Here is a 19,391-nt window from a genome sequence, read left to right on the forward strand (position 1 = left end):
ATAGCAAGCCAGTTTAGTATTGAGTTTCGGCGGAAAATTATATAAATCACGATTGATCATCGTGAGCTAGTGAGCACCGAAATGTGTAGAGGTGCGCGGGGCTGTGAGTGAGACTTAATATGGGTTCGTCCAACGCTAGGTCTGGTAGCGAATGCCGACGGTTGACGATCAGTTTCGCTCTATACATCTCTGAGAAACCGGCTCCTCTTAAAACCTTATACTCTCCCTCATTTGGACCGACCGGGTTATTCCTAGGTGATGTTTTATAAAAGTTCTCATCGTACCAGTCCTTTACCCACTCGAATCCATTTAACCCCATCTGGTAGAGACCGATTGAGTTGGGTGGATAAAGGCCAATGGTATGTGGTCCCATGCTTCCCGATGGAGTACTGGACTTGATTTCGTCGCGAGTCGGATAGTTGACGCCTGGGTTCATATACTTTCCATCGAAGGTGCCATATAGCTGAAACTGCCCACGTGAACGTGCGGCGTATTCCCACTGCGCCTCGGTGGGAAGTGAGAAGGGAAGCCCGGTCTGATCGCCCAGCCATTCGCAGTAGTTTCGTGCCTGATACCAGTCGACTCCGGCAGGGATGTTTGAGGCGCGATATTGAAATTCGTAACCGGCGGTGTTGATCCTTGGCAACCCCATCGCCTCGGTATAGATGTCGTAGTCAGCGTAGGATACCTGGACGGCGGAAATGGAGAAGCTGTCCAGCGTCACTTCGTGCACGGGTTTATTGTCGCTATCCGCTGTATAGGTTCTTCCGCCAGAATTGGGCATAAGCGGCCCAAAATCTCCCATCTGGAAGCTGCCGCCTTCAACAAAGACCATGTTATCCATGGTTTTCTGGATGAGCGCCGCAACGGCCTCTTGGTTAACCGGTGAGCCGGCGTCCCTGTGGCCTCCGATTCCTTCCTGCGAAGCACTGCTGTCACACCCGGTCATCACGAGGCAGGCAATAATGGGTACGCTGAGTCGATAAAACCTTTCCATGGTTTCGCTCCATCACGATATTCGTGCGACAAGGGTGCTCGCAAAGCAAGCTTACCATTCGACCGGACAGTGCCTTGTGAGTGATTTCCCACAAATTATTCCGATCTGTGGGTTCCCCTATCTCCTAGGGGGGCGTCATGGCTGTCCAGGTAGGGATAAGTGGGGACTAAGCGTCGACACGTATCGGTGGCCTGAAGGAGTTTTAACTCAACGACGGGGCTTGGGAGTTCGGAGGATGATAGTGATGAAGTGGGCCCTTCCCCCTGTGTGACTCTCCACCATAGGGAAACACTGCATAAATGCCTGCGCCGCCGACTTGCTGCGTTACGCGCTGCTCGAACTCCTCACCGATACCGCATAAGCTCCGAGTGCTGCGCTGCGGGCGCCTGGTACCGCTCGGCTGATGACGTCAGCGCTTCCATCGGGAAAGCGGCGGCAAGTACCTGCCACACCGCATACGTTATCGAGGTTGATGCATCATGCCGGTTTTTTTCGCGCAAACGTCGTTCTGAAATGCTCCCGTAGGGCGCCACTGTTTCCCAATGCCGGCTCTTGCTGCACCTCATCCATGAGCGGTCGGTTGGCGTACAGAATCCAGGTGTCCAGCGCTGGTCCCAGAGGGCGCAACAGTCGCAGTTGATCTGGGTAGAGGGCCAGGGCCTGTTCGGCGACGATGGCGGCGTCGGCTTGGCCGTCGAGCAGGCCTTCCAGGGCGGCGACGATGGTGGGGGCGTCGCGTTGCTCCAGTCCCGTTAGGTCGGTGTAGTGACGGGTCGCCGGTTGACGCAGGACGCTTGTAGGGTTGGCGACGTCCTTGCGCGCGACCAGTGCCAAGGGCCGGCTTGGGGCAATGAAGCTATCCACGGGAAAGGCGCGGTGCATGAAGCGTCCGACGCAGTCGGCGTGACTGAAATGGGCGCTGACCTGCAACACATAGTCGTGATGCCCGTCCACCAGGTCCTGAAAGGCCTGGGGGAAGTCGTTTACCAGCTGGACGGTCGGCGAGAGTGGGCTGTCTTTACCGCCAAGATCCTGACGCCGGAGCTCAAGATAGCGGGCCAGGATCAAGGCGTGGTTGCTGTCTTCAGGGCCGAGGGTGGCGAAGTTCATGGGGGCTCCGGTAGTGGGCAGACGATAGTGGGGGTACTTCTTTTAGGCGAAAGCTTGCTCCGGGGCAACTCTGGTCGAACTGTCAGGGCGGGCGGTCTCTGGCAGAATACTCCCCCTGACGGACAAGCGAACAAGGAAACTCCATGGCTCACCTGCTGCGCATCGTGATGATCCACGGCCACCTGGAAGGGGTGGTCGAACTGGATGTCGATGGTCACACCAATATCTGTGGCACCAATGCCTCGGGCAAGACCACGCTCCAGCGTCTGGTGCCGGTGTTCTACGGTGAGCTGCCCAATAAGGTGGTACCCAAGACCCGCAAGAAGTTCGACGCCTTCTATCTACCCCACGGCAACAGCTACCTGATCTACGAGTATCGTCGCGAGGCCGGCAATGTCTGTCAGGCGGTGCTGACGCGCAAGTCCGATGGCGGCATCGAGTACCGCTTTATCGGCGCGCCGTATCAGCCCGGTCATTATCTGGTGGAAGCCAACGGTGGCGTGACAGCACTCGGCTACAGCGATTGGGCCAGCCAGTTGAGGCGAGATAACGTGCCGATGTCCGCCAAGTTGACGGCCACCTCGGAGTACCGCGCCGTCATCCAGAACGACTTCACCCATCAGCAGGGCAACCGCAAGGACAGTCTGCGACTGCGCCAGATGGCCGCCCAGTTCAGCCTGGTCAAGCCTGAGCGTCGTATCCGCCATATGGAGAAGTTGATCAGTGCGGTGCATGCCAAAGAGGGCAAGATGGACACCCTCAAGACCATGCTGGCGGCGATTTTCGAGGAGGACGGCGTCGAACTGCCGGTGACGCGCATCCGCAGCACCAAGGCGCGGGAGTGGATCGCTCAGATGCGTCAGTCCAAACGCCTGGAGCCGCTGGAGCGGGCGTTGGCGCAGCTGGATGAGCTGGACCATGAGGTAGCCGAGCGCGAGACCATCTTGTGGCAGTTGAAGCCCCAGCTCGAGGCTGACCGCCACCGCGCCGAGCGCACCTTGGCCGACACCGAGGCGGAGATCGCTCGCCGCAAGCAGGAGTTTCAGGAGCGTGAAGCGGAATATGGCCACCTGCGCGACGCCTTGAATGACCGCCTTAGCGAGATGACCAGCGAGCTCGAGCAGACTCAGCGGGAGCTATCGGATCTGCAGGATACCTTCGAGGCCTTCGAAGAAGCCGACATGCCGGCACTTGAGCGAGACGTCCAGTCGCTGCCCCAGTGGCGCGACCAGAGTCAGCAATTGCGCGAGCACCTGGCGGTGATGCAGTCCGCCTTTCAGGAGCACCAGTCACGGCTTGAGGGCCGGCTGCGTGAGCTGGCCGATGAGCTGGCCCGCCAGCAGGAGGAGGCCCAGGCCCGCATCGACGAGTTGGGCGAGACCAGGGAAGAGCTGCGCAATCAGCAGTGGCAGCAGCAAAGCGAGCTGGAGCAACGCTACCAGTCCCAGCGCCAGGAGCTCGATGACAGCTACCGTGAACGCCTCGACGCAGGGCTTCAGCGGGTAGCCGAACTGAAGGCGCAGCTGTCGGCCAGTGCCGCCACAGCAGAAGAGATGCAGGAAGCGGAGCTCGCCCAGGCGCGCCTCGACCAGGCCCAGAGCGATCGTGACGCCAGCGGGGAAACCCTGAGTGCCTTGCGCGAAGAGTACGACACGCTCAAGCGCAGTCGAGACCAGGCGGAGCAGGAGCTCAACGACGCCCGTCACCAGCTGGCCAAGGCCGAGGCACACTGCCACGCGTTGCACCAGCAGCGTGATCCCGCGCAAGGCACGCTGCGCCACTTCCTGCGCTACCACCGACCGGGCTGGGAACAACGTCTGGGCAAGGTGATCGCGCCTGAGCTGCTGGAGCGTCGCGACCTGTCACCCAAGGTCGGCGAACACGACCACGATGAGCTGTTCGGCGTCGGGCTCGACCTGGCCGCGGTGGATGTGCCGGAGTACGCGCAGGATGAGGCGAGCCTGGTCGTCGCCATCGAGCAGGCCGAGGCCGCGCTGGTGCGCGCCGAGAACGCCGAACAGGCCGCCGAGCGTCAGATGAAGGCCTGCAACGAGCGGGTACAGTCTGCCGAGGATGCCGTGCGGCGAGCGCGTATGGAGGTCAAGCGCGCCGAGTCGGAGGTGGATTACGCCCGGGATGCGCGCAGCCAGCTGCAGGAGCGCCATGGGCGCCAGCAGAAGACTCGGCGTCAGGCGCTGGAGGAGTCACTGGCCGCTCAGCAGGCGAGTCATGATGACCTCAAGCAGGAAAAAGGTGATGCCCTCGACACTCTGGCCAAGACCCATCAGGCGCAGCTACTGGAGGTGAAGGCCGATGCCCAGAGCCGCCTGGATGGCATCGACGACCAGATCCGCCAGCACAAACAGTACCTGAGCGATCAGAAGCAGGAGCACCAGCGCCAGCGCCAGGAGCTCGAGGCCGCCTTCGATCGTGAGCTGCAGGAGCAGGGCGTGGACCTGGACTCACTCAGGGATACCAAGGCGCGGCTTGCCGCCTTGGATCAGCGCATCCGCGACACCGCCGGCCGTCAGGAGCAGCTGGAGGACTATCGCCGCTTCATGCGCCTGGACTGGGGGCAGCGCAAGCCGCAGCTGGTGGAGAAGGAAACCCGTCTGATTCGTGACAAGGAGACCGCCGAGCGCGAGCGCGAGCAGCGCAAGGCCGAGTTCCAGTCTGCCCGCAGCGCCCACCAGCAGGCGCTGGCGGAGTTGTCCACCCGGCGCAGCACCGAGAGCGGCATCATCGACGCCCTCAAGCCGCTGCTGGTGCAGGTCGAGCAGCTGCCGCTGGACCCAGCCCCGGCGCCCCAGAGTCAGGCACCCGGGGATGTGCACGAGCGTATCGAGCGAGCCCACCGAGCGCTAAGCGAGCGTGCCACCGAAATGGATGCCCTGCGCAAGGGGTGCGAGCAGGTCGAGGGGGAGCTGATCAAGGGCGCCAGCGCTGGCTTTATCGATACCCTGAGCGCCGAGCGCGACAAGCTCCGCGATGAGCTCCAGGGTAGCGCCGACGTCGGTCCTCGGCAGCTGTTGCCGCTGCTGCGCGGGATGCTTACCCTGCTCGAAGACCAGCAACAGCAGCTGGTGCAGCAGGGGCGCAACCTGGGGGCGGACCTCGACAAGTTCTTCACCGTCTTTCGTGACCTCAACCGACGCATCAGCGCACAGAGCCGGCGGCTATCCGAGGAGGTGGCCGACGACCTGCGCCTGGAAGGCATCACCAAGGCCGAGGTCAAGATCCAGTCCACCATCGACGAGCTGGGTTTCTGGGAGCCGCTCAAGCGCTTCGCCCAGGACTATCGTGACTGGCAGGACGCCGGTGGCCTGCCCGGAGACGACTACCTCAATGCCCTGGCCGATGTGGTCGACCTGCTGCGCAGCGACCAGCAGTACAGCTTCGAGAGTCTGCTGCGCCTGGAGCTGCACCTTAATGAAGGCGGCACCGACCTGGTGATCAAGAACGACCGCCAGCTGCTCGAGTCGTCGAGCCACGGCATGGCCTACCTGATCCTGTGCAAGTTCCTGCTGGCCTTCACCCGCCTGCTGCGCGGCCAGGCCGAGATCAGCGTGCACTGGCCCATCGACGAGATCGGTACCCTGGCCTATCACAACGTCGAAAAACTGTTCGAGGCCTGTGACAGCAATCACATTCACATCGTCGGCGCCTTCCCCAACCCGGAGTCCGATGTGCTGCTGCTGTTCCACAACCGCTACCTGATCGACCGTGACGCCAGTGATCCTCGCCGCCGTCGACTCAAGCGCATCGAACCCCGGCTCAGCAAGCTGGCCCAGCGACTCAAGCAGCGCAGTGAAGAGGAGCTCACCCTATGATCGAACACGGCCCCCTGCTGGAGCGCCTTTTGGCCGGCGAATTCATCTGCGCGATCAGCGACGAGAGCGCCTTTCGCAAACTTGAAGACGACGACGTTCGCGAGCAGATCGACACCTACCTGCGTCCGCTCAACCGCCGTCTGGCCAGCAATGAGGACCGCAGCGTCCACTTCCTGGCCTGGCGGCAGCTGGGCGAAGACGCCCGTGAGCAGCTGTCGCGCCAGCTGGGCGATACCGTCAACAGCCTGCTGCCGCTGCTGGAGTGGCTGCAACTGGTACAGGAAGCGCTGGGCCAGGATGCCCTGGCGGCGCCTGGCGATGTGCTCAAGCCGGCGGAGTTCAGCGCTCGCTGCGAGGACAACCAGAGCCTGCGCGAACGCCTGGAGCGCCTTGCCACCGATCCTTTTTTCGGTTCCCAGAGCGAGCAGCTCGACGCCCAGATGAAGCAGGTGTTCAAGCGACTCAAGGAACACGGCTACCTGCTGCAGCCCCACGCTGATCGTCAGGTCTATCTGGTCACCGGCAAGATCGATTATCTGGTCGAGCTGGTACGCTTCATTCGCGACGAAGAAAGCCTGCCGGTGGATGATGAGGCACCGGCCCGTCAGGAGTCCCTGCTATGAGCGAGGAACACACGCTCGAAAGCCGGTTGATGGCCACCGGCACCGAGCGTCTCTCCTTGCTGGGACGCTACGCCGACGTCCTGATGCAGGGCTACTCCCGTGACGAGGTGCCGCTGGAGCCGCTGACTGACGGCGCCCTGCGCAAGCTGCTGGCGGCGCGCATCCTGTGGCGCCCAGACGAACACGGAGCGGTCAAGCTGACCCCCAAGGTGCGCGAGCTGATCGCCGAGATGCTGGCCGATGAGACCCGCCGCCACGTCAACGCCGACGTCGGTGAGACCCTTGAGCAGATTCGCAACCTGGTACAGAGCTATCGTGAAGCGGTCAATCGCGGTGAGCACTACCAGCAGGGGCCCCTGATGCTGCGCTTGCGCCAGGAGGTGGACGACCTCAACGGCCGCTTCGCCGACGCCATCGACAGTCTGTGGCAGCGCCTCAACAGCGATTTTGGCTTTGTCAGCCGCCTCAACGACAAGATCCGCGAGAACGACCGTGCCCAGAAGCAGATCGTGCGTCTGCTCGACGGCATGGCATTGATCGACTTCGAAGAGCTGATCGAACTGGTGGGCAGTGATGGGTCGTTGCGCAAGCTGCTGATCAGCCAGCTGCAACAGCAGCTGAGTCTGCACTACACCAACCTGCGTGAGGTGCAGGGGCGGCTGATCGAGCTGATGGCGCGCTTTCGCCAGCAGCAGCAGCAGAGCCGACTGGTGGCCGGTATGGCCGCCTTCCTGCGCGAGCATCCGGGGTTTCTTCCCGGAAACTACACTCGCAGAAGCGAGGTGCCAGAGCTGTTCAATCGGGCAAGCCCCTTGCAGGCAGCGGGTTCGGTGGCCCTGGACCACCATCACGACAGCGACACGATCGCCAGCCTGCTGCACGCCTTGCCGGTTGCGGTTCACCGCCCCGAGATCGTCGAGGCCGCTGGCCCCGCCCAGGTGGAGGAACCAAGCCTGGTGGAGGCCCGCCAGCAGGCGCTGAAGCAGGATGTAGAGCGCTTCTACCTGGACGTGGTGGACCGCAGTGCCGCGCCAGACGGGAGGCCGGGAGATGTCAGTGCCCTTGAGTACCTGGCCGATAGCGAGCTCGAATGGGATCAGGAAATCTGGCTGTTTCAGGTCATCGCCGAGTACCAGGGGCTGCCGCGGGAAGAGCAGCGCGCGTTTCGGTTGATCCCCGAGGAAAGCCCGGCAGGTCCCTTCAATGACGTCCAGCTGATTCACGACGTCAGTCTGGTGTTGGCGGTGTAGCGGGCGATGGCGTTGGCGAGACGCGAGCTCAATGCGGGTGGCCGGGGAGAACGCAGGCGGGTTTTGACGCTTCCCTGTTTGTCACCTAAATTGACATATATCTATGTCGTAATGGGTGTCAGATATGTCCTTTGAGATTCGTGAAGCGGTGAATGCCGAGGGCTATATCAGCGCCGATGCCTTGCCCAAGGCGCTTCATATAACGAAAAGCGAATTTGCTCGCGCCATCGGCCTCAGCCAGAGCGCCATCGTTCGCAAGGAGCGGCTGCATGCCGTCTCGACGCAACAGCGGTTGCGCCAGGCCTATGAAATACTCAAACGCATCGAGCCCTGGGCTGGCTCAATCAGCGCAGCCTGGTCGTGGTTTCGCAGCTACCCGATTGCGGCCCTGGGCGATATGACGGCGGAAGAACTGGTCAGGCGAGGTCGAGCCGATGATGTTCGCGCGTATCTATCGCATATCGCCGAGGGGGGCTATGCGTGAGCCTGCGGAGTCACGGCTTTCACTTCAACGGGCTGGTGTATCGAGGGCACAACCCTCTCTGGCAGCACGCACCTGAATCCGGAGATGGGGCGGCGCTGAATGGCGGGCGCTGGAACCGCGTTGGCCAGCCCGCACTCTACACCTCAGCGCGGTTCGAGACCGCCTGGCTGGAAGCGCAACAGGGAATGCCCTTCAAGACACAGCCGCTGACGCTGTGTACCTATGAGGTCGACTGTGGTCCGCTGCTTGACCTATGTGATCGGGATGTCTGTGCCCTCGTCCATCCCGACGTGGACAGCTGGATGCACGAGGCCTGGCTGGCGAAGAGGCTCGCACGTCAAAGCGTGCTCACCTGGGAGATTGCCGACGAGCTGATTCGCCAAGGCATTGTCGGCATACGAGTACCGTCGCAGGCGACGGGGGCCGGTGCCCGTGACGTCAACCTGGTGTTCTGGAAATGGTCTCGCTCTCGCCCGACCAAGGTCAGGGTGATCGATGATGAGGGGCGGCTGAGCCGCTGAAGTAGCGCATCGTCAGCGCCACAGTTCGAGATGTCCAGCGCAGCCAGTTATCCCGTGTTGCCCCTCAACGTTTTCCTTTCTCCTGCCCATTCTCCCTTTCCCTTTCCCTTACCGCTTTTCGCTACAACTGCCGCCGCCAGCGATTCTCGATGGTGTCCAGTTCGGCGGGTCCGTACAGCGCCTGGTCGTGGCCGCCGTAGTGGGCCCACAGCTGGTCGCCGAAGTCGAAGTGCCACCATTCGCTCGGCAGGTTGGTGAATCCCTGAGCGGTCATGGCGTGGTACAGCAGGCGACGGTTGTCCCGCGCCGCGCGCTCGTCATCGGTCAGCGTGGCCTTGTGTTCCAGAAAGGCGGTGTGGGAGGCCGGCAACGCTTCGTCGAACAAGGTGCCCATGGGCAGCGGCAGGCCATCGGCATCGCACAGGGTCACGTCGACGGCGCCGCCGCTCAGGTGCGGGCTCGGCGCATCGGCACGGGTGCTGGGTTCGGCCACAAACTCACGGGTACGGTTTAGCAGCTCAGCCTCATCAATGTCTGGATGGTTGCCGCGAATGGCTTCCATCAAGGTGTCGAACAGGTACTGCTGAACTCGCCACGGACGCCAGCCGTCCAGCACGATCAGGCCTACGCCGTCAGGCAGCGAGCGCGCCGCCGCCAGCACGCGGCGATAGACGCCTTCACGCAGATAGCACTCGTTGATGGCGCCAGGAATTCCCAGGCGGGCGTAGGCGGGAAATACCTTGACCGGTGATGGGGCCAGGCTCATGGGCACCAGGGGCTCATCCAGCCCCTGAATAGGAATCTGGCGCAGTTGGGCCCAGGAAGGCTCAGCGGATAGAGGAATCGCCATGGCTGGGGTCTCGGGATGTGCACAGGGATGACGGTCGTCACCGCTGTTATTGATGCCGTTGTTGCAGCTCTCGTTGCAGGTCTCGTTGCAGCCTTCGTTGGAGGTCATGGAGGTTCTCATCCCAGAGCGGTCGGAAGCCATAGGGTCAGGGAGGGCACCAGGATCAGTGCCACCAGGACCAGCAGGGCGATGACCACGAAGGGCCAGATGGTACGAAACAGCGCGGTGATCTCCAGCCGGCTGACGGCAGCGGCGACGAATACGCAGGCGCCCATCGGCGGCGTGATCAGCGCGATGGTGATGTTGAGGGTGATGATGATACCCAGGTGGACCGGGTCGATGCCTGCCATCATGGCCACTGGCGCAAAGATCGGTGTCAGCAGCATCAGCGCCGAGACCTCTTCCATGAACATGCCGGTGATGAAGGTGATCAGGCTGAGCAACAGCAGAATGATCACCGGACTATCGACGTAGGGGGTCAACAGCTCGACGAACTGGTAGGGCACCTGGGCGTAGGACAGCAGCCAGCTGACCGTGCTGGAGGCGGCCATGATGACGAAGATGGCGGCGGTAAGGCGGGTCGTGTCGACAAACGCACGCCACAGCGCCAATAGATTCAGGTTGCCAGCCAGCACCCCATAGAGGGCCACGTAGGCCACGGTCAGCGCTCCTGATTCCGTGGGTGTGACCAATCCCATGACGATGCCGGCGACAATCAGGAAGGGGGCCATCAGGGCAGGCAGGGCGCCAAGGGCAGCCACCCCCAGCTGGCGCGCACCGGGCCAGCCATCACCCTTGGGCAGCCCCTTGCGACGCGCGTAGACAGCATTCATGGCCATGAAGGCGGCACCCAGCAACAGCCCGGGAATCACGCCGGCAAGGAACAGATCGCCCACTGAGGTGTTGGTCAGCGAGGCATAGAGGATCATGAAGATGCTGGGCGGGATGATCGGCCCGATCAGCGAGCTGCCCGCCGTCAGGCCTGCGGCGAAGGCCGTCGAATAGCCTTCCTTGCGCATCGCAGGGACCAGCAGAGAGCCCAGTGCCGAGGTATCGGCGACCGCCGATCCATTGACCCCCGCAAAGAACACGCTGGACACCACATTGACGTGGCCCATGCCGCCGCGCAGATGGCCGACCAACAGACGCGCCAGCGCCATCAGCCGGTCGGTCAGCTTCGAGGCGTTCATCAGGTTGCCGGCGAGGATGAACAGTGGGATGGCCATCAATGAGAAGGCATCGATGCCGCCAAAGAACTGCTGGGGCATCATGCGGGGAATCATCGACAGGTCGACGAAGGCGAAACCGACCACGGCGGTGGCCAGCAGCGAGATGAACAGAGGCAGGCCCAGCAGCACATGGACGACAAAGACCGCCAGCATGGCAAGCGTCATGATGTGGCCCCCCGGTCGTGCTGAGCGGCGTCGGCGTCGCCGTCCTGGGTCGGTAGCGGGAATGGGCCATGGCACAGCGCCATCAGCGTCAGCAGCGCAAAGCCGAGCGGCACGGACATGACCGGCACGGCCCGACTAATGCCCAGGCCTTGGCTCTGGAACATCGCCACTGATTGCGCGTAGTGAAAGCTGAACCAGGCTCCGCCTGCGGCAAGTGCCAGGGTCAATAGCCACTGGTAGACCGAGAGGATGCGCCCCAGCGTGCGTGGAATCAGCCGCTCGATCAGCGCGACCCGCATATGACCGCCTTCGATCCAGACGCTGCCAAGGGCCAGCATGACCGCGCCGATGATCAGGTAGCGGGCCAGCTCATCGGTCCAGATGGGGGCCCCGCCGGCTAGATAACGCGCGGCCACACCATACAGCATGGCCAGCAGATCAATGAGCAGCAGTGCACTCGCGCTCCATAGCGATAGTCGCCGCAGCGCCATGACGGGCCGGCTTTGGGCAAGGGACCAGGACATGGGGAGGCTCTCCCACAGGTTGGTGAAACAGGATGAACCGGCCTCCTGGAGCGGAGGCCGTTGTACGTGCTGGAGCATTCTTCGTCTTGCGCTCAGGCCTGCGCACTCACGTCAGAGCACTCATGTCGCCATACCGATATCAGAGCGCTTAACGTTGAGCCGCTAATATCAGAGCGCTTGTTCAGAGCACCTATTCAGAGCACTTGTTCAGAACACGTGTTAAGAGAGTCTGGGTCAGTGCACTGTGTACCGGGCAGCCAGACGGTCGTCGACGCTGCCCGGTGTTCAGTACTAAGTGCTCAGGTCTCAGGTCTACTGGGCGCTGAGTTGAAGTCCGGCGTCGTCGAGCGCCATGTCGATATAGCGCTGTTCGATGTTCTGGTCCTTCAGCCACTCAAGATAAGCCGGCTGGCCCTGCTGGCGGAAGGCTTCCAGCTGCTCTGGGTTAGGACGAATGACCTCCATGCCTTGCTCTTCCAGGTAGGCAATGCGCTCATCGACCTTGGCCTGGTTCTGTTCGCGAGCAAGCTGGTTGGCTTCGGCGACCGCCTCACGGAAGGCAGTCTGGGTCGCCTCGTCCCAGCCATTGATCATGCTGGTGTTGCCCACCAGGAACTGGTCGGAGTACTGGATGTTGGCTAGCGTCAGGTAGTCCTGAACCTCATAGAGGCTGCCGAGGATGATATACATCGGCGGGTTCATCTGGCCGTCAGCGACGCCGGTTTTCAGCGCCATGTAGACTTCGGTCCAGGGAATGGGCGTGCCGGACGCGCCGAAGGCCTCATAAAGTGCGACCTGGCTGGGGTCCATGGCGCGGAAGCGCAGCCCTTCGAAGTCCGCCGGTTCGGCGATTGGCGTCTTGTCGTTGGTGAAGGCCAGGAAGCCGCCTTCCTCGACCACCGCCAGCAGTTCCAGTCCGGCGCGGCCCTCCAGGTCTTCCTGAACCGCTTTCCAGTAGCTGCCTTCGTCGAAGAACTGGCGAGCGTCATCGAAATCCTGGAACAGGAAGGGGATCGCGCTGACGAACACTTCGGGGACGATGGGCGACATGCCGGCGAAGGACGCAATGTTCAGGCTCGGCGACGCCATGGTCTGCTCCATGCGCTCCTGCTCTTCACCCAGCATGCTGTTGGGGTACAGCTTGAGCTCAAGCTCGCCTCCGGTTTTTTCCTCGACCAGTTCCTTCAAGTTGGTGGCGAACACGTGCACCGCGTTCTTGTCCGGGTCGGGAGCGCCGTTATAGCTCAGGTTGACGGTGGTTGCGGCCAGCGCTGAGGCGGCGGTCAACCCCATTGTCGTGGCGGTGGTCAGGGCAGCAAGCAGGGGCAGTGGACGAAACAGGCTCATGAGGGACTCCGGTGTTGTGGTGTTATTGTGCGGCAACGCTGTCTATCGATAACGAGACTAGGCGTTGTCGCGTTGACTAATCAAACCCCAAGGCGTTGATCTTTTGGCAACGCCAGCATGGTCTGGCGTTTGGCAGCACGTCGGACGGGCCCTCAGGCAACGCCGCTCTGGCGATGTGGGGCCAGCAGGCGTGGCGCATCATCGGCAAAGAAGCGCATGCCGCGACGCAGATGCGCCAGGCAGGCCTCTGCCGCCACCGGCAATGGCCGGCCTTGACGACTGACGATCTGAGCGCGGGCCCCGTTGAGCACCGGATGTGCCAGCGGCAGCACCCGAATCAGCCCCTGGGCGATGTCATCGGCGACGGTCAACTCGGGCATAAAGGTGACGCCGCTACCGGACCTGACGAAATTCCTCAGGACGGTGACCGAGTTGGTATGCAGCCGTGAACGCAGATGGAGGCGCTCCTGATGGGCGACCTGATCGACCATCTGGCGCATGCCAAAGGGGCTGTCCATCAGCCCCAGTGGCCAATCGCTGATTTCGGCCAGGGTCAATGGTGCCTGGCGCCGAGTCAGCGGATGGTCGGCAGGCACGATCAGATCCAGGGGGTGGCGGCGCTCCACATGACAACGCAGTAGCGGGTCCATGGGTGGCGCGTACAGCAGGGCCAGATCCACCTCGCGGTCACGGACCAACGCCATGGCCTCGTTGACGCCGGCCATGACCACCACAATGTCGATGCCAGCATGCGCCGTCATGAAGGTCTGCAAGGGGGCATTGACCAGGTCAGCGATAAAGCCCTCGCCCACGGCCACTCTGACCTCACCGCTATCCAGGCTCTGAAGCGCGCTCAGGCGCGACAGCGTTGCCGTTTCGGCATCGCATCGAGCGCGATGGTGTTCCACCAGCAGGCGGCCGGCTTCGGTCAGGGTGACGCCATCTGGGTGGCGGGTCAGCAATGGGATCGAAAGCTCTTCTTCCTGGCGACGGATCAAGCGACTGATGGCGGAGACGTCCACATTCAGGTGGATGGCTGCGCCCCGCAGGGAACCACGTCGCTGTACTTCGCACAGATACGCCAGAGCGCGGCCGTTGAGCATTGTCGTTCCTTATCGATGATGACCGGTGGTTGTCAGCATGTCGCAGGCAACTTGGCGAGGGTGACAGAGAGTGGCAGACTCTTTGTGCCCACAAGGCATAGACCAATAACCATAACGCAAAAAGGAACTTACGGATGCGATCGTTTTCTCGCCCTGTGCTATTGAGTGCCCTGCTGGGGCTCACCGCTTTGTCGGCTTCGACCCTGGTGACAACGGCCCAGGCCGACGAGCCGCTCAAGCTGGGGGTGGATATCCCGTTCGAGCCCTTCGAGTACCGCTTGCCTGATGGCACCCTGACGGGCTTCGAGGTAGAGCTTGGGGAAGAAGTGTGTCGGCGCATCCAGCGTCAATGTGAATGGGTCGAGCAAAGCTGGGATGGCATCATCCCGGGGCTGATGGCCCGCAAGTACGACGCCATCATGTCGTCCATGGCGATCACTGAAGAGCGTCGCCAGCAGGTGTTGTTCTCCGAGCCCTACTATTCCAACCCCAGCGTCTGGGTGACGCTGCGCGGCAGTGAAGTGGATCCCGACGACCGTGCGAGCCTGGAGGGCCTGACCGTTGGCGTGCAGCGCGGCACCATTCGTGATCGCTTCATCACCGATACCTACGGCGACATCATGGAAGTGCGTCGCTATGCCACCGCCGAGGACCTGGCGCTGGACGTCAAGACCGGACGCCTGGACAGCGCCTTCATGTACTACCCGCTGGCGCTGGCCAACCTGCAGGTGGATGAGCCCGACAGCGAGGTGGTGGTCAGCTCCGAGCTGATTCGCGAGCCCAAGTCCTACTTTGGCCACGGTGTGGCGGTGGCGTTTCGTCCTCGCGACGAAGACCTGGCCGCACAGTTCAATCAGGCCCTGGCCGAGATCAAGGAAGACGGCACCTACGACGAGCTGATGCACAAGTACGTGGACTACGATATCAAGATCTGAGGCAAGAGCTGTGCTTCTGCCAGTTTAACGTCAACGGGGCAGCCTCTGGCTGCCCCGTTGACGTCGCTGCCTGGTATCAGCTGCCGTCCTTGGCGCCTGGCTCCAGAATCTCTCGCGCCATGTGCCGGCCCGCCTGGGTGAGGTGCAAGCGCTCACCCTCCTGCACGACAAGCTGGCGCTGGCGGGATAACTCAACCGCGCGACGCGCCCTGGCAGGTGTCCACATAAGATGCTCGCGCAGCGCCTGGGTCACGTTTTCCACCGCCTTTTCGGGGCCATCTTCGTGGTGATAGAGGTGCACCATCAGGGTACGGCTTTCGTTGAGGTCACGCTGGCGGCGACGGCTCAGCCACTGGGCGCACAGGCCATAGCGCGGACCGAGCAGAAAGGCCAGAGCCAGGAAGACGCCGGTCATGACGGCCATCATGCCGCCAATCGACACGTCCCATGCCACCGCCAGCATATAGCCGGAGACGCTGGAGGCGGCCGCGATCAGCGAGGCATAGACAAAGATCTTCCATAGCCGGTCGGTGAGCAGATACGCCGCGGATGGCGGAACAATGACGAATGCCACGAACAGCACCGCACCCACAGCATCGAAGGCTGCGACGGCGGTACCGCTGGTCAACATCAGCAAGGCATAGAACAGTGCCGTGGGGGCGAAGCCTAATGCCTTGGCCAGGGCCTCGTCGAAGGTGGCGAGCTTCAGCTCCTTGTAAAAGGCCGCCACGAACAGCAGGTTGAGCAAGGTCATGGCGCCCATGGAGATTAGCGCGCGGGGCACCTCCGCGCCTCCGATGGTCAGGGTATCGAGCCAGACGAAGCCGATTTCCCCCAGCAGCACCGTATGGGCGTCGATATGCACGTCGCTGGCGTAAAGGTTGATCAGCAGCACGCCCAGCGAAAACAGCACGGGAAACACCAGACCAATGGCGGCATCCTTCTTGACCCTTTGCGTCGAGACCAGCAGTTCGGTCAAGAAGACGGTAAGGATGCCGGTCAGCGCTGCGCCGATGATCTGCACCGGGCCGTTGGCTTGATGGGTCGCCAGCCAGACGACCACGATGCCGAGCACGATAGAGTGACCGATGGCGTCTGACAGCATGCTGGTCCCGCGCAGCACCAGAAAGGTGCCGACCAGGCTAGAGGCGATGCCCACCAGCGCCCCGACCAGCATGATCATCAGTGGAATGTTGTCGAATAGGGTGGCCATTAGTGTGCTTGCTCCTGCCCGAGCGTCGCCAGAATGCGTTCTGCCTCCTGGCAGCCTGCTGGCGTCAGTACCCAGCGTTTGTTGTTGCCGGGCTCATGGGGGGGAGGGGCCTGCTCGATGATCAGTCCGCGAGCCATCAGGCGGGCAAGAGCCCTGCGGCTATCTGCGCCCAGGTAGGTGTCCAGCATGCGTTTTTCTGAGCGATAGTGGCGGTCTGCGTGGTGGCTTGCCAGCTGGTAAAGCGTGGTCAGCACGCGCTGGTAGCGGAGCTGGCGTCGGTCACGTCGCAGCTTGAGGATCTCCCACAAGAAGCCACGTCTGGGGGCGAATAGCAGGGACACCAGGACCACGCTGGAAAGGCTCAGGATGATCAGCGGACCCGTCGCAAGGCCGGGGCCCGTGGCGCTGATGACGGCGCCCACGACACCGCCGAGAATGCCGAACAGCGCCGACAATGCCACCATCGACTCGAGCCGGTTGGCCCACTGACGGGCGGCAACGGCAGGGGCGATGACCATGGCAGCCATCAGCACCACGCCGACCATCTGCAGGCCAATGACCACCGCCAGGGCGATCATGATCGTCATCAACCCATCCAGCAGCGACACTGGCATGCCTTGGGTCGCGGCAAACTGGGCATCGAAGGACACCAGCTTGAACTCTTTCCACAGGCCGGCGACCAGGGCCAGGGCCACGCCGCCCACGGCAGCCATGATCCACAGGTCGCTTCTCAGCGTGGCCGCCGCCTGGCCGAACAGAAAGGCATCCAGGCCGCCCTGGGAGGCGTTGCCCGTGCCTTGAATGTACGTCAGCAGCACTACGCCGATAGCGAAGAAGACGCTCAGCGAGATGCCCAGGGCGGCGTCGGTCTTGAGCCGACTCATGCGGGTCAGCAGCAGCATCACCAGGGCAGCCAGGGAGCCAGTGAACAGCGCGCCAGCAAGAATGCTGCCCATTTCACGACCCCCGGCGATGATGAAGCCCAGGCAGACCCCTGGCAGCGCTGCATGGGACAGGGTATCGCCGAGCAGGCTCTGCTTGCGCAGCACCGCAAAAGAGCCCAGCACGCCGCTCACCAGTCCCAGCATGGCAGCACCGAGCACCACATTCTGCAGAGTGTAGTCACCGAGGAGGCTGGCCAGGCTCATCCCGGCACCTCCTCAGAATTGGCCGGGGCGCGTGGGCCGGGGATGGCACTGGTGACATCGTCAAGCAGGGCAATCTGGCCCCCATAGGCACGCCGCAGATTGTCGGCGGTGTAGACCTCATCCACCGGACCTTGGGCGATCACGCGGACATTGAGCATCAGCATCCAGTCGAAGTAGCTGCGAACCGTCTGCAGATCGTGATGCACCACGATGACCGTCTTTCCCTGATCGCGCAGACGCCTGAGGATATCGACGATGGCGCGCTCCGTGGTCGCGTCGACGCCGGCCATGGGCTCATCAAGGAAATAGACATCGGCGTTCTGCACCAGGGCGCGGGCAAGGAATACCCGCTGCTGCTGGCCGCCGGAAAGCTGGCTGATCTGGCGCTCGGCGAAGCGTTCCATGCCCACCATCTCGAGCGCCGCCATGGCCTCACGTCGCTCGCGTCGCCCCGGACGCCTGAGCCATCCCAGGCGTCCGTAAAGTCCCATGGTGACGACGTCCAGCGCCGTGGTGGGAAAGTCCCAGTCCACCGTCGAGCGCTGCGGCACATAGCCGACGCGGCGCCGGGCCTGGCGGTAGGGATGGCCGTGCAGGGTGACGTGGCCAGCGATGCTCGGGACCAGGCCGAGGATGCTCTTGATCAGCGTGCTCTTGCCGGCACCGTTGGGCCCGACAATGGCGGCCATCACGCCTGGCGGCACGTCGAAGTCGATGTCCCACAATACGGGCTTGCCGTGGTAGCTGACGGTCAGGTCCTCTACGTGCAGGGCAAGGTTCGGTTCGTGCAGCTGCTGGCTCATGGGGTCGCTCCTGTCGCCGTCGCCCCGTCTGGCAGGGCGACGCGCGCTACATACTTAAGGTTCGCTGGGCATCTGGGTGGCTTGTGCCACTCGCTCGGTCCAGTCGGCGAGGCTGTCTGGCCAGGCAACGGTGTGTCCACCGAGTGCCGCGACAATCTGCTCGGTATTACTCTTCAGCATGCCGATATAAGTCCCTTCCGGGGTGTTCTCATCGCCCATGGCATCAGAGTAAAGCTGCCCGCCGATAGCGATACGGTGGCCCTGGTCGGCAGCCGCATCGATGACCGCCTGCACCGTACGTGGGTTGATGGTGCTCTCCACAAACATGGCGGGTACCCCCTGGGCCACGACCTTGTCTGCCATGCGCCGAATATCGGCGACACCGGTCTCAGTGGCGGTGGAAAGCCCCTGAATGCCGGCAACCTCGATGCCATAGGCGCGGCCGTAATAGCCAAACGCATCGTGGGCGGTCAGCAGGATGCGTTGATCGGCTGGGATACTGTCGATACTGGCCTGGATCCACTCATCGAGCGCGAGCAGCGATGCCTGGTAGGCCTCTGCACGCGCATCGATCGCCGCAGCGCAGTCAGGGCGCTGCTCGCTAAGCAGGGCGGCAATGGTCGGGATGTTCTGGGCCCAGAGCGCCGCATCCATCCACAGGTGGGGGTCCACGCCGTAGGCGTCCTGGGTGTGGATAACCTGATCGTCGGTAATCGCCTGCTCACTGACGGCAGCGGTGGGCTTGATGCGCGAGAATCGCTCGAAGACCTTGCCCAGCTGACCCTCCAGTGAAAAGCCGCTGTAAAGAATCAGCTCGGCCTCATCGAGATCGTGCACGTCCCGGGCGCTCGCCTGGTAGAGATGTGGATCGATGCCCGGACCCATCATGGTGTTGACCGCAACACAGTCTCCGCCCACCTGCTCGACCAGATCACTGAGCATCCCGATGGTCACGACGGTGGCGAGGGGTGATACCTCCCCAGCGGTGTCATCCTGAGCATGGGCAAGGCCGATACTCGACAGGCTGGTAGCCGTCAGCAGCGGAAGCAGAAGGGCCGAACGACGCATGAACAGGACTCCCTTGATGATGGGCAAGCGCGAGTATCTCGCCAACGTGCCATTTGGCTATCATTTATAGACAAGGCTAAGTTTTGGCGAGATACAGGGCAATCGTCAAGAGGCGCGCCTCAATCGCATCAATGGACGTTGACTATATTTGGGCCGACGCCAGGCGTGGGCGCAGGGTCTGGCAGCGTTGA

Annotated in this window: 17 protein-coding genes; 6 read left to right on the forward strand and 11 right to left on the reverse strand. The window is 62.5% G+C overall.

Going from position 1 to position 19,391, the window contains the following annotated elements:
* Positions 1–46: 46 nt before the first annotated feature.
* Both KUV72_RS08435 and KUV72_RS08440 read right to left on the reverse strand, forming a co-directional pair.
* Positions 47–997 (reverse strand): formylglycine-generating enzyme family protein, encoded by a 951-nt coding sequence (locus KUV72_RS08435; protein WP_222237999.1) that lies wholly within the window; start codon positions 995–997, stop codon positions 47–49.
* 477 nt (positions 998–1,474) lie between these two features.
* Complete coding sequence (locus tag KUV72_RS08440) at positions 1,475–2,107, reverse strand: hypothetical protein (RefSeq protein WP_261317404.1); 633 nt, start codon at positions 2,105–2,107, stop codon at positions 1,475–1,477.
* Between the two features lie 143 nt (positions 2,108–2,250).
* Between KUV72_RS08440 and KUV72_RS08445 the strand changes: the two genes are divergently transcribed.
* The 5 genes from KUV72_RS08445 to KUV72_RS08465 all read left to right on the forward strand — a co-directional run bounded on the left by KUV72_RS08445 (position 2,251) and on the right by KUV72_RS08465 (position 8,815).
* Positions 2,251–5,937, forward strand: coding sequence for an ATP-binding protein (locus tag KUV72_RS08445; RefSeq protein WP_222238000.1), 3,687 nt, complete (start codon positions 2,251–2,253; stop codon positions 5,935–5,937).
* The gene (locus KUV72_RS08450) at positions 5,934–6,560 is read left to right on the forward strand and encodes a condensin complex protein MksE (protein ID WP_222238001.1); all 627 of its coding nucleotides are present in this window, start codon (positions 5,934–5,936) and stop codon (positions 6,558–6,560) included. Before KUV72_RS08445 ends, KUV72_RS08450 begins: the two co-directional genes overlap by 4 nt.
* Positions 6,557–7,810, forward strand: a complete 1,254-nt coding sequence (locus KUV72_RS08455; protein WP_222238002.1) for a hypothetical protein — start codon at positions 6,557–6,559, stop codon at positions 7,808–7,810. The genes KUV72_RS08450 and KUV72_RS08455 overlap by 4 nt, the downstream gene beginning before the upstream one ends.
* A gap of 124 nt (positions 7,811–7,934) precedes the next feature.
* Positions 7,935–8,294 carry an XRE family transcriptional regulator gene (locus KUV72_RS08460; protein WP_222238003.1) on the forward strand — a complete coding sequence of 120 codons (360 nt, stop codon included), beginning with the start codon at positions 7,935–7,937 and terminating at the stop codon, positions 8,292–8,294.
* Entirely contained in the window at positions 8,291–8,815 is a 525-nt protein-coding gene (locus KUV72_RS08465; protein WP_222238004.1) for an RES family NAD+ phosphorylase, read from the forward strand. The genes KUV72_RS08460 and KUV72_RS08465 overlap by 4 nt, the downstream gene beginning before the upstream one ends.
* Positions 8,816–8,936: 121 nt before the next feature.
* On the opposite strand, the gene KUV72_RS08470 is transcribed toward KUV72_RS08465, so the two are convergent.
* The 5 genes from KUV72_RS08470 to KUV72_RS08490 all read right to left on the reverse strand — a co-directional run bounded on the left by KUV72_RS08470 (position 8,937) and on the right by KUV72_RS08490 (position 14,033).
* Positions 8,937–9,665, reverse strand: coding sequence for a M15 family metallopeptidase (locus KUV72_RS08470; RefSeq protein ID WP_222162498.1), 729 nt, complete (start codon positions 9,663–9,665; stop codon positions 8,937–8,939).
* A 116-nt stretch (positions 9,666–9,781) separates the two neighbouring features.
* Positions 9,782–11,059 carry a TRAP transporter large permease gene (locus KUV72_RS08475; protein ID WP_206942377.1) on the reverse strand — a complete coding sequence of 426 codons (1,278 nt, stop codon included), beginning with the start codon at positions 11,057–11,059 and terminating at the stop codon, positions 9,782–9,784.
* A complete protein-coding gene (locus KUV72_RS08480; protein WP_206942379.1) occupies positions 11,056–11,583 on the reverse strand; it encodes a TRAP transporter small permease in 528 nt (175 codons plus the stop codon). The genes KUV72_RS08475 and KUV72_RS08480 overlap by 4 nt, the downstream gene beginning before the upstream one ends.
* A gap of 312 nt (positions 11,584–11,895) precedes the next feature.
* Positions 11,896–12,930, reverse strand: a complete 1,035-nt coding sequence (gene dctP / locus KUV72_RS08485; protein WP_222162158.1) for a TRAP transporter substrate-binding protein DctP — start codon at positions 12,928–12,930, stop codon at positions 11,896–11,898.
* A gap of 152 nt (positions 12,931–13,082) precedes the next feature.
* Positions 13,083–14,033, reverse strand: coding sequence for a LysR family transcriptional regulator (locus KUV72_RS08490; RefSeq protein WP_222238005.1), 951 nt, complete (start codon positions 14,031–14,033; stop codon positions 13,083–13,085).
* A gap of 134 nt (positions 14,034–14,167) precedes the next feature.
* Here KUV72_RS08490 and KUV72_RS08495 point away from each other — a divergent pair, with 134 nt between their 5' ends.
* Positions 14,168–14,968, forward strand: coding sequence for a transporter substrate-binding domain-containing protein (locus KUV72_RS08495; RefSeq protein ID WP_222238006.1), 801 nt, complete (start codon positions 14,168–14,170; stop codon positions 14,966–14,968).
* Positions 14,969–15,044: 76 nt separating this feature from the next.
* Here the strand turns inward: KUV72_RS08495 and KUV72_RS08500 are convergent, their stop codons facing one another.
* The 4 genes from KUV72_RS08500 to KUV72_RS08515 are packed head-to-tail and all read right to left on the reverse strand — an operon-like array spanning position 15,045 to position 19,200.
* Positions 15,045–16,181, reverse strand: coding sequence for a metal ABC transporter permease (locus tag KUV72_RS08500; protein ID WP_222238007.1), 1,137 nt, complete (start codon positions 16,179–16,181; stop codon positions 15,045–15,047).
* Entirely contained in the window at positions 16,181–17,329 is a 1,149-nt protein-coding gene (locus KUV72_RS08505) for a metal ABC transporter permease (protein WP_222238008.1), read from the reverse strand. The genes KUV72_RS08500 and KUV72_RS08505 overlap by 1 nt, the downstream gene beginning before the upstream one ends.
* Positions 17,326–18,132 carry a metal ABC transporter ATP-binding protein gene (locus tag KUV72_RS08510; RefSeq protein WP_206942391.1) on the reverse strand — a complete coding sequence of 269 codons (807 nt, stop codon included), beginning with the start codon at positions 18,130–18,132 and terminating at the stop codon, positions 17,326–17,328. The genes KUV72_RS08505 and KUV72_RS08510 overlap by 4 nt, the downstream gene beginning before the upstream one ends.
* Before the next feature lie 54 nt (positions 18,133–18,186).
* Complete coding sequence (locus tag KUV72_RS08515; protein ID WP_206942393.1) at positions 18,187–19,200, reverse strand: metal ABC transporter solute-binding protein, Zn/Mn family; 1,014 nt, start codon at positions 19,198–19,200, stop codon at positions 18,187–18,189.
* Between the last annotated feature and the right edge of the window lie 191 nt (positions 19,201–19,391).

The organism is Halomonas sp. DP4Y7-1 (assembly GCF_019800705.1).
Classification (GTDB): domain Bacteria; phylum Pseudomonadota; class Gammaproteobacteria; order Pseudomonadales; family Halomonadaceae; genus Halomonas; species Halomonas litopenaei_A.

Excerpts from the sequence above, each read along its gene's own strand:
- KUV72_RS08445 (WP_222238000.1), top strand. The coding sequence starts at position 2,251 with ATGGCTCACCTGCTGCGCATCGTGATGATCCACGGCCACCTGGAAGGG.
- KUV72_RS08510 (WP_206942391.1), bottom strand. The coding sequence starts at position 18,132 with ATGAGCCAGCAGCTGCACGAACCGAACCTTGCCCTGCACGTAGAGGAC.
- KUV72_RS08475 (WP_206942377.1), bottom strand. The coding sequence starts at position 11,059 with ATGACGCTTGCCATGCTGGCGGTCTTTGTCGTCCATGTGCTGCTGGGC.
- KUV72_RS08435 (WP_222237999.1), bottom strand. The coding sequence starts at position 997 with ATGGAAAGGTTTTATCGACTCAGCGTACCCATTATTGCCTGCCTCGTG.
- KUV72_RS08450 (WP_222238001.1), top strand. The coding sequence starts at position 5,934 with ATGATCGAACACGGCCCCCTGCTGGAGCGCCTTTTGGCCGGCGAATTC.
- KUV72_RS08470 (WP_222162498.1), bottom strand. The coding sequence starts at position 9,665 with ATGGCGATTCCTCTATCCGCTGAGCCTTCCTGGGCCCAACTGCGCCAG.
- KUV72_RS08480 (WP_206942379.1), bottom strand. The coding sequence starts at position 11,583 with ATGTCCTGGTCCCTTGCCCAAAGCCGGCCCGTCATGGCGCTGCGGCGA.
- KUV72_RS08460 (WP_222238003.1), top strand. The coding sequence starts at position 7,935 with ATGTCCTTTGAGATTCGTGAAGCGGTGAATGCCGAGGGCTATATCAGC.
- dctP (WP_222162158.1), bottom strand. The coding sequence starts at position 12,930 with ATGAGCCTGTTTCGTCCACTGCCCCTGCTTGCTGCCCTGACCACCGCC.
- KUV72_RS08490 (WP_222238005.1), bottom strand. The coding sequence starts at position 14,033 with ATGCTCAACGGCCGCGCTCTGGCGTATCTGTGCGAAGTACAGCGACGT.
- KUV72_RS08500 (WP_222238007.1), bottom strand. The coding sequence starts at position 16,181 with ATGGCCACCCTATTCGACAACATTCCACTGATGATCATGCTGGTCGGG.
- KUV72_RS08440 (WP_261317404.1), bottom strand. The coding sequence starts at position 2,107 with ATGAACTTCGCCACCCTCGGCCCTGAAGACAGCAACCACGCCTTGATC.
- KUV72_RS08505 (WP_222238008.1), bottom strand. The coding sequence starts at position 17,329 with ATGAGCCTGGCCAGCCTCCTCGGTGACTACACTCTGCAGAATGTGGTG.
- KUV72_RS08455 (WP_222238002.1), top strand. The coding sequence starts at position 6,557 with ATGAGCGAGGAACACACGCTCGAAAGCCGGTTGATGGCCACCGGCACC.
- KUV72_RS08495 (WP_222238006.1), top strand. The coding sequence starts at position 14,168 with ATGCGATCGTTTTCTCGCCCTGTGCTATTGAGTGCCCTGCTGGGGCTC.
- KUV72_RS08515 (WP_206942393.1), bottom strand. The coding sequence starts at position 19,200 with ATGCGTCGTTCGGCCCTTCTGCTTCCGCTGCTGACGGCTACCAGCCTG.